The organism is Flavobacterium sp. N1736 (genome assembly GCF_025947065.1).
In the GTDB taxonomy this organism is placed as follows: Bacteria; Bacteroidota; Bacteroidia; order Flavobacteriales; family Flavobacteriaceae; genus Flavobacterium.
Genome location: NZ_CP109994.1, coordinates 3,741,884 through 3,759,053, shown reverse-complemented (window position 1 = coordinate 3,759,053; position 17,170 = coordinate 3,741,884). Strand labels below are relative to the sequence as shown.

The 17,170-nt window shown below is 34.5% G+C and carries 14 protein-coding genes; 7 read left to right on the top strand and 7 right to left on the bottom strand.

Annotated elements, in window-relative coordinates; all coding sequences use genetic code 11:
• The first annotated feature begins 152 nt into the window (after positions 1-152).
• The 5 genes from OLM54_RS15975 (at position 153) to OLM54_RS15955 (ending at position 7,739) form a co-directional block, all read left to right on the top strand.
• On the top strand, positions 153-854 hold the full coding sequence (locus tag OLM54_RS15975; protein WP_264535572.1) for a CoA transferase subunit A: 702 nt from the start codon (positions 153-155) through the stop codon (positions 852-854).
• Between the two features lie 216 nt (positions 855-1,070).
• Positions 1,071-1,727, top strand: coding sequence for a 3-oxoacid CoA-transferase subunit B (locus OLM54_RS15970; RefSeq protein ID WP_264535571.1), 657 nt, complete (start codon positions 1,071-1,073; stop codon positions 1,725-1,727).
• A gap of 324 nt (positions 1,728-2,051) precedes the next feature.
• Positions 2,052-2,660, top strand: a complete 609-nt coding sequence (locus OLM54_RS15965; protein ID WP_264535570.1) for a hypothetical protein — start codon at positions 2,052-2,054, stop codon at positions 2,658-2,660.
• On the top strand, positions 2,579-4,573 hold the full coding sequence (locus OLM54_RS15960) for a M4 family metallopeptidase (RefSeq protein WP_264535569.1): 1,995 nt from the start codon (positions 2,579-2,581) through the stop codon (positions 4,571-4,573). Before OLM54_RS15965 ends, OLM54_RS15960 begins: the two co-directional genes overlap by 82 nt.
• Before the next feature lie 391 nt (positions 4,574-4,964).
• Positions 4,965-7,739, top strand: coding sequence for a M4 family metallopeptidase (locus OLM54_RS15955; RefSeq protein WP_264535568.1), 2,775 nt, complete (start codon positions 4,965-4,967; stop codon positions 7,737-7,739).
• Between the two features lie 255 nt (positions 7,740-7,994).
• On the opposite strand, the gene OLM54_RS15950 is transcribed toward OLM54_RS15955, so the two are convergent.
• The gene (locus OLM54_RS15950; protein WP_264535567.1) at positions 7,995-8,522 is read right to left on the bottom strand and encodes a DUF6646 family protein; all 528 of its coding nucleotides are present in this window, start codon (positions 8,520-8,522) and stop codon (positions 7,995-7,997) included.
• Positions 8,523-8,569: 47 nt separating this feature from the next.
• The gene (locus OLM54_RS15945; protein WP_264535566.1) at positions 8,570-9,304 is read right to left on the bottom strand and encodes a metallophosphoesterase family protein; all 735 of its coding nucleotides are present in this window, start codon (positions 9,302-9,304) and stop codon (positions 8,570-8,572) included.
• A 138-nt stretch (positions 9,305-9,442) separates the two neighbouring features.
• Here OLM54_RS15945 and dinB point away from each other — a divergent pair, with 138 nt between their 5' ends.
• Together dinB and OLM54_RS15935 are read left to right on the top strand one after the other, a co-directional pair.
• Positions 9,443-10,525 carry a DNA polymerase IV gene (gene dinB / locus OLM54_RS15940; protein ID WP_264535565.1) on the top strand — a complete coding sequence of 361 codons (1,083 nt, stop codon included), beginning with the start codon at positions 9,443-9,445 and terminating at the stop codon, positions 10,523-10,525.
• 95 nt (positions 10,526-10,620) lie between these two features.
• Positions 10,621-11,121, top strand: coding sequence for a PAS domain-containing protein (locus tag OLM54_RS15935; protein ID WP_264535564.1), 501 nt, complete (start codon positions 10,621-10,623; stop codon positions 11,119-11,121).
• A gap of 75 nt (positions 11,122-11,196) precedes the next feature.
• On the opposite strand, the gene OLM54_RS15930 is transcribed toward OLM54_RS15935, so the two are convergent.
• From OLM54_RS15930 to OLM54_RS15910, 5 genes are all read right to left on the bottom strand, one after another.
• Entirely contained in the window at positions 11,197-12,801 is a 1,605-nt protein-coding gene (locus OLM54_RS15930; protein WP_264535563.1) for a fumarate hydratase, read from the bottom strand.
• 70 nt (positions 12,802-12,871) lie between these two features.
• On the bottom strand, positions 12,872-13,603 hold the full coding sequence (locus OLM54_RS15925) for a hypothetical protein (protein WP_264535562.1): 732 nt from the start codon (positions 13,601-13,603) through the stop codon (positions 12,872-12,874).
• Positions 13,604-13,702: 99 nt separating this feature from the next.
• Complete coding sequence (locus OLM54_RS15920) at positions 13,703-15,142, bottom strand: nucleoside recognition domain-containing protein (protein ID WP_264535561.1); 1,440 nt, start codon at positions 15,140-15,142, stop codon at positions 13,703-13,705.
• 111 nt (positions 15,143-15,253) lie between these two features.
• Positions 15,254-16,327 carry a winged helix DNA-binding domain-containing protein gene (locus tag OLM54_RS15915; RefSeq protein ID WP_264535560.1) on the bottom strand — a complete coding sequence of 358 codons (1,074 nt, stop codon included), beginning with the start codon at positions 16,325-16,327 and terminating at the stop codon, positions 15,254-15,256.
• A 32-nt stretch (positions 16,328-16,359) separates the two neighbouring features.
• Positions 16,360-17,073 (bottom strand): 3'-5' exonuclease, encoded by a 714-nt coding sequence (locus OLM54_RS15910; protein ID WP_264535559.1) that lies wholly within the window; start codon positions 17,071-17,073, stop codon positions 16,360-16,362.
• Between the last annotated feature and the right edge of the window lie 97 nt (positions 17,074-17,170).

Below are 17,170 nucleotides of genomic sequence, written 5' to 3'. Positions count from 1 at the left end.
ATAAATAAAAACATGCTTTAGCAGGTGCATTTTCGCATGGAATTAAATATTGGTCATTAAAACTGCCAAAATAAAAACATTACGAAATCGTTATAATTTAATCTAAAAATGGTATTTTTATCAAAAATATACAGTAATAAAGACCCTTTGTTATGATAACAAAAAAAGTAGAGAGCGTTCACGATGCTATAAAAGGAATAGAAAGCGGAATGACCATTATGTTTGGTGGTTTTGGTTTGTGCGGAATCCCTGAAAATACTATTACTGCTTTGGTAAATACATCAATTTCTAATTTAACCTGTATTTCAAACAATGCGGGTGTTGATGATTTTGGTTTAGGATTGCTTTTGCAGAAGAAACAAATTAAAAAAATGATTTCCTCTTATGTAGGTGAAAATGCAGAATTTGAGCGTCAGATGCTTTCCGGAGAATTAGACGTTGAGTTAACGCCACAAGGAACTTTGGCAGAACGCTGTCGTGCAGCACAAGCGGGAATTCCGGCTTTCTTCACTCCGGCTGGTTTCGGAACCGAAGTTGCCGAAGGAAAAGAAGTTCGTGAATTCAATGGTAAAATGCATATTATGGAAGAAGCTTTTAAAGCAGATTTTGCAATCGTAAAAGCATGGAAAGGCGACGAAGCCGGAAATCTTATCTTCAAAGGAACAGCCAGAAACTTTAATGCCTGTATGGCCGGAGCCGGAAAAATTACAATTGCCGAGGTTGAAGAATTAGTTCCTGTTGGAACCTTAGATCCAAATCAAATACATATTCCGGGAATTATGATACAGCGTATCTTTCAGGGAGAAAAGTTTGAAAAGAGAATTGAGCAGCGAACAGTAAGACAGAGAGCATAATTAGATAATTGAGATAATTGTCAATTAGATAATCAATTTACTAATGCAAAAATGTTGCGTTAATAAAATTTATAATTGAAAATTACTTGATAATTAGATTATTAAGATGAACTACATAAAGTAAAGTATTAGATATAAAATGTGATAATTAGATTATTGAGATCGTGCAATAAGGCATTATCTAATTATCTAATTTCTAAATTGAATCATTAAACTATGTTAACAAAAGAAGATATTGCAAAACGAATTGCTAAAGAAGTAAAAAACCGATATTTTGTTAATCTTGGAATCGGAATACCTACTTTGGTTGCCAATTATGTCAGAGAAGATATAGCCGTTGAGTTTCAAAGTGAAAATGGAGTTCTTGGTATGGGACCATTTCCTTTTGCGGGAGAAGAAGATGCCGATATTATCAATGCCGGAAAACAAACTATTACAACGCTTCCGGGCGCAAGTTTTTTTGATTCAGCTTTTAGTTTCGGAATGATCCGCAGTCAAAAAGTAGATTTAACCATACTTGGCGCAATGGAAGTTTCTGAAAACGGAGATATTGCCAACTGGAAAATTCCGGGTAAAATGGTAAAAGGAATGGGAGGCGCAATGGATTTAGTGGCTTCCGCCGAAAATATTATTGTTGCAATGATGCATGTTAATAAAGCGGGCGAATCTAAAATACTAAAAAAATGTACTTTGCCATTAACAGGCGTAGGTTGTGTAAAAAAGGTCGTAACAGAACTTGCAGTTCTCGAAGTGACTGAAAAGGGTTTTAAGCTCTTAGAACGAGCGCCAGGCATTTCTGTTGAGCATATCATTGCATCTACAGAAGCTGAGTTAATTATTGAAGGTGAAATTCCTGAAATGGATATTAGTTAGCATAATTATCATAAAATATAAAAGGCTTGTTCTGAAAAGAGCAAGCCTTTTTTGTTTTAAAAAAATCAGAAGTTGAAATGATTATTTTTTTATAAGATGTTGTAAATCAGTAGTATAATTTATTTCCGCCATTTTGTTTATCAAATTATTATAGTTTTTTTAATTATAGTGCGTTAAAAATAAAAAACACTGCATCTTGTCGATTAGCAGGAAATTTCAGCGATAATCTATTAGTAATAAAATACTTTTACCTTAAACAAAGTATTTACTTACAAAGACTATTTGTTTTTTAATCCATTTAATTAAACTTAAAATAATTTTATTATGGAAGGAAAACTACCCAAAATGATCATAACAGCTGCTGTTGGTATGGTATTCTCATTATCTACAGTGGCTCAGGTAACTGACAAGAGCGTAAATCAAAAAACGGTATCAGAAAACGGACAACCCGGTTTAATTACCTTTAGTGATCAGTCAACTTATAAAACTTCAGATTCACAAAAAGTCTTTCAGGATCAATTGGGTTTGAAAGAAAACCAATCTTTTATAAAAATCAAAACTGAATCAGATCCGGAAGGATTTACGCACGAAAAATTTCAACTATATCAACAAGGTATTAAAGTAGAATTTGCGAGTTACAATTTGCATTCAAAAAATGGAAAACTAACAGCAATGAATGGTGAATATTATAATATCCAAAATGTAAAAACAAGCCCCGTACTTTCTCCCGAAGAAGCACTTAACAAGGCAATTATCCATATTAATGCAAAGCAATATATGTGGGAAACTCCCGAAGATGCCAAAAGAATGAACTATCAAAAACCAAAAGGCGAGTTGGTTCTTTTACCGATATGGAAAATCAGGGAGAAAGCAGAACCGAAGATAAAGTTCGGCTCGCTTATAAATTTGATATTTATGCAACAAACCCAATAAGCAGAGGTGATTTGTATATCGATGCCCAAACCGGAGAAGCCTTATTTTATAATGCAACAATAAAACATTTTAGAAGTCCTGGTCACGATAAACCAATATCAGGTAAATTAATGGATAACAAAGAGATTTCTAATGCAGAGACTTTAGTTGTTTCTGCAAATGCCGCAACGCGTTATAGCGGAACACAGATTATTCAAACTACCTTAAATGGAGGTTCCTACATATTGTCAGAGGCAAATCGCGGAAATGGAATTCATACTTATAATTGTGAAAGAACAGCGACATATCCCACAACAAACTTTACAGATGCAGATAATAACTGGACTGCAGCGGAATTTGCAAATGCAAATAAAGATAACGGCGCACTTGATGCACATTGGGGTGCCGAAATGACTTATGATTATTGGTTACAAGTTCATGGCAGAAACAGTTTTGATAATGCAGGAGGAAGAATTGATAATTATGTACATTTTAATCTAATTGCAACCGGATATCCGGACAATAATAATGCCTTTTGGAATGGAACTGGGATGACTTACTGTGACGGTAATGCAACAGAAGCAGAAGGGTCAGGATTTCTGGACATATTAACATCATTGGATATTATTGCACACGAAATAGGTCATGCCATATGTACTTACACAGCAGATTTGGTTTATCAAAAAGAATCAGGAGCTCTTAATGAGGGTTTTTCTGATATCTGGTCAGCAGCTATAGAAAGTAGGGTAACACCAACAAAATCTATTTGGGAAAGTGGCGAAGATATTGACAGGAGGATAGGTCATCTTTCTCCACGCTCTATGAGTGATCCTAAAAGAGAAGGATATCCGGATACTTATGGAGGAACCTATTGGATAAACACAAATAATTGTACACCAACAAATAACAATGATCTCTGTGGAGTTCATTACAATGGCGGAGTTCTTAGTCATTGGTTTTATATTTTGTCCGTTGGAAAAACAGGAACAAATGATATAGGAAGTACATACAATGTTACAGGCATAACTATTGAAAAAGCGGCAAAAATTGCTTACCGTATAAAAAGTGTCTATCTAACTTCCAATTCAAATTATGCTGCTGCAAGACTTTCCGGTATACAATCGGCAATAGATTTATATGGAGTAAATTCGCCGGAAGTTATTGCAACTACCAATGCATTTTATGCTGTAGGAGTTGGTCCTGCTTATAGCGTTCCTAATCTAAATTACTGTGCGTCTCAAAGCTATTTAGGACTAGATGAAAAAATTAATAAAGTAGCCTTTGGAACAATTAACAATTTTTCTATAGGGATATTTGGATATGAAAATTTCAGCTCATTATCTACAGATGTACAAATAGGAACGGGCAATACAATCAAAATCACTCCGTCCTGGTCCTTACTTCCATCCAGCAAATACTATTCGGTATTTATAGATTATAATCAGGATGGTGATTTTACAGATACCGGAGAAACTGCCTTTACACAAACATCATCGACATCAAATCCTGTAACAGGAACAATTACAATTCCTCTAACAGCACAACTTGGGAATACAAGAATGAGAATTTCTATGAAACAAGGCGCTCTTTCAAGTCCTTGCGAAAATTCCTTTTACGGAGATGTTGAAGATTATTCTATAAACATTATATATGAACAAGGCGCATTTACATCAAAAACAGCCTCTGAGTTATTTGAAACAACCAATACTTCGGGTTTTGCATTATATCCAAATCCCGTTGTAGATAAACTCAATATTTCATTTCTTAACAATACCGGATATTCATTTGTTATTACAAATACTGTTGGTCAACCAGTAATTTTTGGTGAGTTGTCAGGAAATGCCATTGATGTTACCCAATTAAATACCGGCATTTATCTACTAGAATTAAATAATAACGAAAAAAGAATAGTTAAAAAATTCACCAAAAAATAAATAGTTAATAAATCGTATTGGATTTTATGAACGATTTAAGGCTAATAATGCTTAATAAAAGTCAGCTTTTTAGCTGATTTTTTTGTAGGATAAATTTAAGTGTATGTCAGGTTTTATTACTTATAACACTGATTATCTGTACTATTTTTTTTATATAAAGTTTTTCGCATCAGTTAAATTAATAAATTTTGGGCATTTTGTTTGTGAAATTCTTACAGTTTGTTAAATAAAAGTGAATTTAAGGTAAAAAATGTTGCATTTTATCGATTAACGGCAAATTTCATCGACTATCTAACAAAATTAAAATACTTTTATTCCAAAATAAAGTATTTACTTACTTTAAATATTTTATTTGTAATCATTTAACCAAACTTTAAAAACCCCTTAGATTATGAAAAAAAAATTACCAGGATTTATTACAACAGCTGTTGTATTTACTTTCACTCTTTCTTCATTTGCTCAGACAGATAAGCAAGTGAATCAAAAAAGTGTTTCAGAAAACGGGCAACCAAGTTTAATTACTTTTAATGAAAAATCGACCTATAAAGGTTCAGATTCACAAAAAGTTTTTAAAGAACAACTTGGATTAAAAGAGACACAGTCTTTTGCAAAAATTAAAACCGTATCTGATAAACAAGGATATACCCATGAAAAATTTCAATTGTATGAACAAGGAATCAAAGTAGAATTCGCGAATTATACTTTGCATTCAAAAGACGGCAAATTGATTTCCATGAATGGAGAATTCTATAATATCGAAAATGTAAAAATTACTCCTTCACTTTCTGCAGCAGAAGCTTTTAATAAAGCACTTAGTTACACACACGCAACAGAATATCTTTGGGAAAAACCACAAGATGCTGCGGCAATGGATTATGAAAAACCAAAAGGTGAACTTGTTTTACTTCCTGCAATGGAAGAACAAGGTGAAAAACGCACAACAGATAAAGTTCGTTTGGCATACAAGTTTGATATTTATGCCACAAAACCTTTAAGCCGTGGAGATCTTTATATAGATGCCGAAACAGGGAAAGCACTTTTCTATAACGCAACTATAAAACATGCCGGCGAAAATATACACGGAAAATCAAACGCAATTTTAAATACTACAGAGAAAAATGCAGCAGCTTCAAAAATGGCAATTGTTGCAGCAAATGCGGCCACTCGCTATAGCGGAACGCAAACCATACAAACAACTTTAAGCGGATCTTCTTATATTTTATTAGATGGAACCCGCGGATTAGGAATTCAAACCTATAATTCTGCCAGAACAGCAACATATCCAACAACAAACTTTACAGATGCAGATAATAACTGGACAGCGGCTGAATTTAACAACACCAATAAAGACAATGGTGCTCTTGATGCTCATTGGGGTGCAGAAATGACTTATGATTACTGGTCTGTTGTACACGGAAGAAACAGTTATGATGATGCCGGAGCAAAAATTAAAAGTTATGTACATTATAACTTAGTTGCCGCCGGATATCCGGATAATAATAACGCATTCTGGAACGGAAGTGTGATGACTTATGGTGACGGAACAGGAACGGGAGGATTTGATGTTTTAACAGCAATGGATGTTGCCGGACATGAAATAGGACATGCTGTATGTACTTATACAGCAAATCTGGCTTACCAAAAAGAATCAGGAGCCATGAATGAAGGATTCTCTGATATTTGGGGAGCTTGTATCGAATATCGTGCTGCACCAACAAAATCGACCTGGTTAGTAGGTGAAGATATCGAGAGAAGAAGCGGGCACACTGCTTTGCGTTCTATGAGTAATCCAAATGCCGAAGGACAACCGGATACTTACGGAGGAACATATTGGGTAAACGTAAACTGTACACCAACAAATAACAATGATCAATGTGGTGTACATACAAATTCAGGAGTTTTAAATCACTGGTTTTATATCCTTTCAGTTGGTAAAACAGGAACAAATGATATTGGAAATGCTTACAACGTAACAGGAATTACGATTGATAAAGCAGCAAAAATTGCATATCGTTTAGAGAGCGAATATTTAAGTGCCAACTCGACTTATGCAATTGCAAGAACATACGGAATACAATCTGCTATTGAATTGTACGGTGCAGGATCTGCAGAAGTTATCGCTACAACAAACGCATTTTATGCCGTTGGTATTGGAGCCGCATATTCAGGATCTACAGATACAGTTGCGCCAAGTACTCCAACAGCTTTAGCAGCTTCAGGAACAACAGGAACAACAACTAATTTAACCTGGACAGCTTCTACAGATAATGTGGCAGTAACAGGATATGATATCTATCAGGGAACAACTTTAAAAGGTTCTTCGGCAACAACATCTTACACGGTAACAGGTTTAACAGCATCAACAGCGTATACATTTAGTGTAAAAGCCAAAGATGCTGCAGGAAATACATCAGCTTCAAGTAATACAGTAAACGTTACAACAACTACTGCCGGTGTAACGTATTGTGCATCTCAGGGAAATAGTACTGCAGATGAAAGAATTAGTAAAGTTGTGTTTGGTACCATCAATAATACTTCAACAGGAACAACAGGATATGAAAATTATACCGCTATTTCTACAAATGCATCGAGAGGAACGGCTTATACAATTACAATTACGCCAGTTTGGACATCTACAACGTATAATGAAGGATATGCAGTATTTATAGATTACAATCAAGATGGTGATTTTTCAGATTCAGGTGAAACAGTTTGGACAAAAACAGCATCAAAAACAACTCCGGTAACAGGAACAATCACAATTCCGGCAACGGCAGCTCTTGGTACAACAAGATTAAGAGTTTCTATGAAATATAATGCAGTTCCAACTTCTTGTGAGGCTTTCTCTTACGGACAAGTTGAAGATTATTCTATAAACATTACCGCTTCAGGCGCAATTGTTGAAGAAGGTATTGCAAACTTAACAGAAACTACCGAAACTTCAAGTTTTGCACTATATCCAAATCCGGTTGAAAGCGAATTAAATATTTCGGTTTCAGAAAGTAACGGATATACATATAAAATTATAAACGCATTAGGACAACAGCTTGGTTCTGGAAAACTTAATGAAAATGCTGTCGATGTAAGTAAATTAAATACAGGAATTTACATCATTGAATTAAATAACGGAAGCAAAAAAATCGTTAAGAAATTCGCTAAGAAATAAAAATTGTAATTGTTAAAAATGAAAAGCCCCGCAATTTGCGGGGCTTTTTTATGACAAGATTATTGAAGTAAAGATTGAACATTAATCAAGTAAAGCCAAAAATTATCAAAACCTAAGTTTTATGCCACAGATTAAAAGATTAAAAAAAATCTGCAGAATCTGCAGAATCTGCGTGAAAACAAAACTTCCTGACTTTTAGAAATAAAAAAAGCGTTCATTATGAACGCTTTCTAATATAAATTGTATTGGAAAATCTTATAAATTAAAAGAAGCTCCTAAACTAAAAGTTGCCTGATTGTTTAAATGATCGAATACATCATTATTGTTACCGTATTTTGCAATTGGGAATCCGATTTCTGTGAAAACACCAAATCCTTCGGTAAAAAAGTAACGACCGCCAACATGACCGCCAAAATTGTGTAAACCTAAACTTAAACCAGGATAAACATCAAGTTGTTCAACACCAATTACGCTGCTTAAATTTGCATTAATTCTTGCTTTGGCATCAAAACGATCTTGAAATTCTGGTTTTAGATCATAATATGGAGTTGGATTATTGTGGTAAACACCACTAAAATTATCTACTCCAAGCAAATAAGTTGTAACAAATCCGAAAGAGAAATTTTCTCCTAAACCAAAGTCGATAGAACCTTGAATTCCTGAACCACCATCTTGAAGGTTAGCACCAACATTAACTTTCATATCACCTTTTCCTGAAAAAGCTTTTTGAGCATGAGTGAATCCGAATGATACTAAAAACAAAAGTGTAATAACTTTTTTCATAAACTTAAATATTAATTATTTGGATTGCAAATGTAGTTTTTTACAGATTAATTCCTACCTTTTTCATTAAAATAGAGTTCATTTAACGGATCACTTTGCCAGAATTCCTTGGTATCGACGTCCATAATCGTCAGAGGGCCTTTAAATGCAGCTCCGGTATCAACATTCCAGACACAAGCCTTGTTTATTGGAACAGTCTGACCAATTCTGGTTACAGGCGTGTGTCCAATAAATATTTCTTTGTATACCGTAAAACGTTTTGGATAATATAAATCGCCGGGTTTTAAATTGGGGTCCAGAGAAAGTGCTGATTCCCAAAGTGTTCTGTCCCAATAAAATAACTTTGGAAAGTATTCCCAGACAACGCCATTTAAATTTGTAAAACCGGCGTGAACAAATAATCGGTTTTGATCGTCCAGATAATAATCCTGCAGCGCTTCAAAAAAAGCAATATGTGTTTTCTTTTTTTCGTCAGAAAGTTTAGAGTATCCTTCAACAGTAGCTTTTCCGCCATGTTTATACCACATTTCTTCATCAAATTCCTCATTGCGGTTTTCAAGCCAGTCCAATGCCAGCTGATCGTGATTTCCTCTAATGCAAATGCAGTTTTGTTTGCTTTTAAGATCAATCAAATATTCGATTACTTCTGCCGATTGACTCCAGCCATCCACATAATCACCTAAAAATATAAGAGTGTCTTCTTTAGTAACATTGGCTTTTTTCAATACCTGCTCAAGCGCGAGTAATCCTCCATGTATGTCACCTATAACAAATGTTCGCATTTCAATTTTTTTCGAATAAGATACAAAAATAAAGAAAATCATTCGTCTGTAACTATTAAGTTGAGAATCTTTAAAATTGATATGATTTATAACTACTTTCAAGACTTTTTTATTGCTTTTCCTATTTAAATTTGTAGCATGTCTGAAACGCCTGTATATAGAAAAATTATCCATATTGATATGGATGCTTTTTATGCATCGGTAGAGCAAATGGATAATCCTGCTTTACGCGGAAAACCCGTTGCTGTTGGCGGTTCAGAGAATAGAGGAGTAGTTTCGGCGGCGAGTTACGAAGCAAGAAAATTTGGAGTTCGAAGTGCCATAAGCGGCGTTTTAGCTAAAAAATATTGTCCCGAAATTATCTTTGTACGTCCGCGTTTTGATCGGTATAAAGAAATATCAAATAAAATTCATAAAATTTTTCATGAATATACAGATTTAGTCGAGCCACTTTCGCTTGACGAAGCGTATCTTGATGTAACCCAAAATAAAAAAGGAAACCCAAGCGCCAGTTTATTGGCTCAGGAAATTAGGTTAAGAATTCTAAATGAAGTTGGACTCACCGCTTCGGCAGGAATTTCTGTCAACAAATTTGTTGCTAAAATTGCCAGCGATATCAACAAACCAAACGGACAGAAAACAGTAAATCCGGATGAGATTATACCTTTTTTGGAAGAACTGCCAATTAGAAAGTTTTATGGTGTTGGAAAAGTAACAACCGAAAAAATGTATCAATTGGGAATTTTTACCGGAGCTGATTTGAAAACAAAATCGGTTGAATTTCTCGAAAAACACTTCGGAAAATCCGGTACTTTCTATTATAATGTAGTTCGGGGCATTCATAACAGTGAAGTTAAACCTTCGCGTATTGCCAAATCTGTAGCAGCAGAACACACTTTTGATGTCAATTTATCTTCTGAAATTTTTATGCTCGAACAACTCGAAAGAATTGCAACATCATTAGAAAAAAGATTAAAAAAGCATAAAATTTCAGGTAAAACCGTTACCCTTAAAATTAAATACAGCGACTTTACACAACAAACCAGAAGTAAAACACTGCCTTACTTTATCTCTGATAAAAGCCTTATTCTGGAAGTCGTCGAAGAATTATTATATCAGGAACGCATGAAAGATTCAGTTCGATTGCTCGGAATTTCATTGAATAATTTAAATACCGAGGAAAAAAAGGCAGTTGTTGTTCAGCTTAAATTTTCTTTTTAACAGTTATAAATTGCACCAAATGAGGATTTCCGTAAGTAAATTCCATATTTTCATTTTACCTTTATGGAAGTTAAGTACGAATAAATCATTTGGGGATGAAAAAAGACAATTCTGATGAAATATTAAATCGAAATTCGGTTCCTATTTTAGCATGGGATTTTCATTACGAATATGTTAATGAACTCAAAGCTACTTTTGCAGATTTAAAAAAAGTAAGCAAAATTTCAAATCAGTTTAACTGGAATGAAAAACATCTGAAAATTAAGGAACGAATTAAAGATGAGGTAATTGTCGTGACAGATCTCGATCTGAAAATTGTTTTTGCCTCAACCGGAATTAAAAGAATGACAGGTTATACCGAAGATGAAATATTAGGAAAAACACCAAAAATGTTTCAGGGACCGGAAACCTGCAATGTTACTTTAAAAGAAATTAGAGAAGCCATTAAACTTCAGGTACCATTTGAAAAAACAATCGAAAATTATAAAAAAAATGGTCGTACATACAAATGCAAAATCAACGGAATTCCTGTTTTTAACCTAAAAGGAGAATTATCGCATTTTATAGCATTTGAAACTGTAGATAAAAGCGCTTGATGTTTAACCGCAAAAAAACAAAAAACCGCCTTTTTGGGCGGTTTTATTTATCTTAGTAACTTAGAAGCTAAAAAATCATAAATTTTCAAAAAAGTCATTTCCTTTATCATCAGTAATAATAAAAGCAGGGAAATCTTTAACCGTAATTTTACGAACAGCTTCCATTCCTAATTCTTCAAAGTCAACAACTTCTACTTTCAAAATATTATCCTGCGCCAAAATTGCAGCCGGACCTCCAATAGAACCTAAATAAAATCCGCCATATTTGTTGCAGGCATCTGTAACCTGTTTCGTTCGATTTCCTTTTGCCAGCATAATCATACTTCCGCCATGTTTTTGGAATTCATCCACATAAACGTCCATACGTCCCGCAGTAGTTGGTCCAAAACTTCCCGAAGCCATTCCTTCCGGAGTTTTTGCCGGACCTGCATAATAAACAGGGTGATTTTTAAAGTATTCCGGCATTGGCTGACCTGCTTCTAATAGCTCCATGATTTTTGCATGCGCAATATCACGGGCAACAATTACAGTTCCGTTTAGTTTTAAACGGGTTTTAATTGGATATTGGCTCAATTTAGCCAAAATATCTGCCATTGGCTGGTTTAGGTCAATTTCTACAGGAGCTTCTAAATGCGGCGCTGTTTCAGGCAAAAATTGCTTCGGATTTATTTCAAGCTGTTCCACATAAATTCCGTCTTTTGTAATTTTCCCTTTGATGTTTCTATCGGCAGAACATGAAACTCCCAATCCAACCGGACAAGAAGCTGCGTGACGAGGCAAACGAATTACACGAACATCATGGGTGAAATACTTACCGCCAAACTGAGCGCCAATAGCACTTTCCTGGCAAATTTGCTGTACGCGTTGTTCCCATTCTAAATCACGAAAAGCCTGACCGGACATATTTCCGGTAGTAGGCAAATGATCGTAATATCCTGCAGATGCTTTTTTAACGGCACTTAGATTTGCTTCCGCAGAAGTTCCTCCAATAACCAAAGCTAAATGGTAAGGCGGACAAGCAGAAGTTCCTAAATCTTTTATTTTTGCGCGAACAAAAGCATCCATCGATTTTTCATTCAATAAAGATTTTGTTTGCTGATATAAATAAGTCTTATTTGCTGATCCACCGCCTTTTGCCATAAATAAAAACTCGTACGAATTTCCTTTTTTAGCATAAATATCAATTTGAGCCGGAAGGTTCGAGCCTGAGTTTTTTTCCTCAAACATCGAAATCGGAACAATTTGCGAATAACGTAAATTGCGTTTTTGGTACGTATTGAAAATTCCTTTACTCAGCCATTCAGCGTCATCAACACCGGTAAAAATGCTTTCACCTTTTTTTGCCATTACAATTGCCGTTCCGGTATCCTGACAGCTTGGTAACTGACCTTCGGCAGCAACAGATGCATTTTGAAGTAAATTGTAAGCCACAAAACGATCATTATCTGTCGCTTCTGGATCATCAAGAATGTTTCTTAATTTTTGTAAATGTGTCGTTCTCAACATAAACGAAACATCGGTTAAAGCTTCTTCAGCTAATAATTCTAATCCTTTTGGATCAACAGTCAGAACTTCACGTTCTCCAAATTTTTCAACTTTCACAAAATCTGAAGTAATTTTGCGGTATTGTGTATCATCCTTTAAAATAGGATAAGGATCCTGGTATATAAAATCAATCATTTCTTTGTTTTTGACAAAGTTAAAAATTATTTACCTAAGAAAGAATTTGAATAAGAATCGTTTTACAGGTTTATCTAATATCATTAAATTCATTAAACGACATTTTTTTCTCAAAATAGGGTTTGTCTTTTGCAGAAAGTAACTGACTTTTCCATTTATTTCCGTTAAAGCGAAAAACAGTCGAATCAGAATAAGAAACTTTTCCCATATCATCATCACCATCTTCCGGCTCAAAGGCAACTCTTTTGCAGTAAAATGCCTCTGTATCTTTTTCATTTGGAGTTGTAAATTCAACCCAGCTTCCCCAGCCGCTGTCAGTCATAGAATCCCATTGATAAACCAATTGTAAATCGTTGTTTTTTAGATGATACAGATAATTATTTTGATTATATCCGCATGCAGGATATCCAAACGAAACCTGAATAAATGAAGTATTTTTGTTTGTAGCTGTAGCTAAACCATAATCAGCTCCCCATTCAGCTCCTTTTTGATAACCTTCAATTGTAACTTTTGAAGAAGCTTTTTTCTCCTTATTTTCATAAAAATCCAATCGGTATTTTACAGTAACAATGCTGTCTTTATCCGCTTTTTGATCTAATAGATTTGCGAGAACATAATTGCCCATAGCATTTTCTTCTCCGTTAGAAATCGGGATTGTATCTGTTTTTAGAAACTTTTCTGCAGTAGCAATTGCTTCTATTTTATTTTCTGCAGTAACATTTTTTGTTTGATTTTGCGAAACTGGCTTTGGTTTTTGACAGCTTATTAAAAGGAATAGAATAAAAAGGTATTGTGGCTTCATTTTTAGAACGTCATCCATAGATTTTTTACCGCCATAAGCGACCCATTTGCATACGTTTCCAATTAATAGAAAGATTAATTTTGATATTTGCCTCATATTCTAAAAAAACCAGCTAGCCACAAAAATCGCAGTAATAACACAAATTACATCAACCAAAAGCATCGTGCCCAAAGCATAACGGGTATTTTTTATGTTTACAGAGCCAAAGTAAACCGCAATTACATAAAAAGTGCTTTCTGCGCTGCATTGAAAAATACTGCTCAATCTTCCCGTTAAGGAATCTGCGCCGAAAGTATTCATCGAATCAATCAAAAAGCCTCTTGATCCTGCAGAACTAAAAGGTCTAAGCATTGCAACCGGTAATGCATCAGTAATTTGTTTGTTTACGCCCATATTCGAAAAAATAAAAGCAATCCAGTTGCTGATGATTTCAAATAAACCACTGTTTCTGAATAACGAAATGGCCACTAACATTCCTAAAACATAAGGAAAAATAGTAACACCGGTTTTAACACCATTATTTGCTCCAACTACAAATGAATCAAAAACAGTGGTGTTTGCCTCACTGAATTTCTTTTCGTTTATGAAGGAGAAAATCAGCGTAAAAACAATGATTCCTATTAAAATTAATCCCGAAAGATTAGAAGTGAAATAATTTTTCCCAATTAAATCCAAATGATTCACATACATCAGCAAACCAACAATGGCGGCTATTAATAGCATTAAGGCGATAACAAGAGAAGCACTTTTGAAGTTGATTTTTTGTTTAATTCCAACAATTAAAAAAGCGGCAATTGTACCAATAAAAGAAGTAATGATACACGGAAGCATAACATCTGCAGGATTACTTGCATTTGCAGCAGCGCGATAACCAATAATTGAAGTTGCAATTAAAGTCAATCCCGAAGCATGCAGACACATAAACATAATCTGCGCATCACTGGCTTTGTCTTTATCAGGATTTATTTCTTGTAAACTTTCCATCGCTTTAAGACCAAACGGAGTCGCAGCAGAGTCTAATCCTAAGAAATTAGCAGCGAAGTTTAAGGTCATATATGAAATAGAAGGATGGTTTTTTGGTATACTTGGAAACACTTTTACAAAAACCGGACTCAGTCCTTTAGCCAATTTCCCGGATGCTCCTGAAATAATTAAAAGCTCCATTAATCCGCAGAAAAAAGCCAAATAGGCAATAAGCGGTAAAATTAAATCGACCAAAGTACTTTTACAGGTTGGCAATAAACCATCGGATTTTTGAACACCGCTGTAAATTTTTACGGTTTTGTTTTTATAAACATAAGTCGTGTCGGCGTTAAGCGTATCGCGATTGATAATCATGGTTTGATCCGGCGCTTTTTTGATGCTGTCTTTGATGAAAGCAGGGAGCTGTTCAGCGTATTTTTCTGAAACAAGAATCGGATCGTCTTTCTTTCCATTCAAAACATAATCAATAGTATAAGTGTTGGCTGTAAACAAACTGACTATAATAAAGATAATCGACGAAATAAAAATAGTTAACCAAAATCTACTTAATACCATAACGCTGTTTTTTTTGTAAATGTAATTATTTCGAGATAATATGCATAAAGATTTTAATGTTCGAACCAGAAGAATTTACCTAAAACTGTAATGTTTTAGTGAAAATTCGATTTATTCGATAACAATTTTGGTTTCCAAATAGTTTCCAAAAGCTTTAATTCCTTCAAAAAGAATTGCTTTTTTGTGACTTTCAGTTTCATTAAAAAATTCCGTTTCTATTTTGGCGTGGTCTTTTTTCATCGTTCTTTTCCAGGTTCCAATCACCTTGCTGTTTTCCAGAATAATCGGTTTAAAAATGCCATTGTTGGTAAAAGCCCTCGATTGATGTTCTAATAAAATAGAAGCTTCACGAGATTTATAAGATATTAAAATCTCATCAAAAGCAGGTAGAAAGTGTATGCTTTCCTTAAAATTATTTTCTTTATTAATTTGATTACCAAACCAATAGGTTTGATTTTCAATTGCAACAGAATTTAATTGCAACCCTATTGCGTTAATAATTTGTTTGCAGATTGTAGGCGAAAAACCGGACCACCAGGAGAAATCTAATAAAGTTGCAGGTCCGTGACTTTCAAAATATCGTTTAGCTAATCTCGCCAAACCTTCTTCTTTATTCAGTTTTGTTTTTGGTTTAGAAACGCGTTCTTCGAGCAAAGCATACGTTATTTGTTTGCCTTTCATTTTTCCGTTACAAACCAAACCTTCAAGTTCAGCATGCATCATAATTGCAGCGGCTAAAAAATCCTGACCGGAACTTTTTTTAATGTTTAGTTCCTGCATGATTTCTTCACGCGTTAAATGATTGTTTCCCGATAATAGTTTTTCTATTGCTGCATTTATCTGATTTAGTTTTTGAACGTCGTAACCATATTTTTTGGCAGCAGAAATAGTCATTTTTTGTACTTGCGGTCCTGAAATATCCAACATCCAATAAATATCTTCGGCAGATACAAAATGCCAGGTTGGTCTTAGAATATGAGTTCGAATAATTTTTGCAGCATCAATAGCTTCTTCAATCTCTTTTTCTGTAGCATTACATCGCGAACCAATCGCCCACTTTGCCATCGAATAATCCTGAGCCTGCATTGCGCCTAAATGATGCACAATTTCTTGCGGAGAATTTGAATTTGTTTCTAAAAGTTTCTGAGCAGCAAGTCTATAATACGAGATTTCCTGATGTGTCATTTCCTAAAACATTAAAAATTAAAACCTAAAAACTAAACATGAATAATTTCATCATCAATCAATAAATCTTCACGACGAAAGCGCAGGAAAATCTGCGCAACAGCAATGGTATCTTTTTCGCAATAGGTTACAATTCTGTCAATGTCTTTCTCCACATAAAAAACGTGAGCCACCTGACTTCCGTCAATATCGCCTTTTGGCGATGGAAGGCCAAGAATCTTAGTCAGTAATTTTAAAGAAGTGAAATGCTTATAATCGCCAAACTTCCATAATTCTAAAGTATCGAGATGCGCAATTTCCCAAGGTTTTTTGCCAAATAAATTCAGTTTATCCGGAATCGCAATTTGATTGATAATCATTCGGCGTGCCAAAAACGGAATATCAAATTCTTTTGCATTATGTCCGCACAAAAGATGTTGCGGCTGGTTAAAATGATTATTCAGAAGATTATTAAAATCGTGAAGAATCTTCTTTTCATCGCCAAAAAACGATGTTACACGAAAATTCCGAATATCTCCTTTAATGGTAAAATACCCAACAGAAATACAAATGATTTTTCCAAATTCAGCCCAGATTCCGGCACGCTCGTAAAATTCTTCCGGCGTAAAATCGTCTTTTCGCTGGTATTGTGTTTTCAAATCCCAAAGCGATTGCATTTCTGCGTCAAGCGAATTGAAGTTTTCTTCTTCGGGAACGGTTTCAATATCAAGAAAGAGTATGTTGTTGAGGTTTATTTTTTCAATCATTATTTAGATGCCTTAGATTTTTGGACTTTCAAATATTTACAAAACAAATTGTAAGCAATAACCTATAATTAAGATTTATAAAACTATAATTTTAATT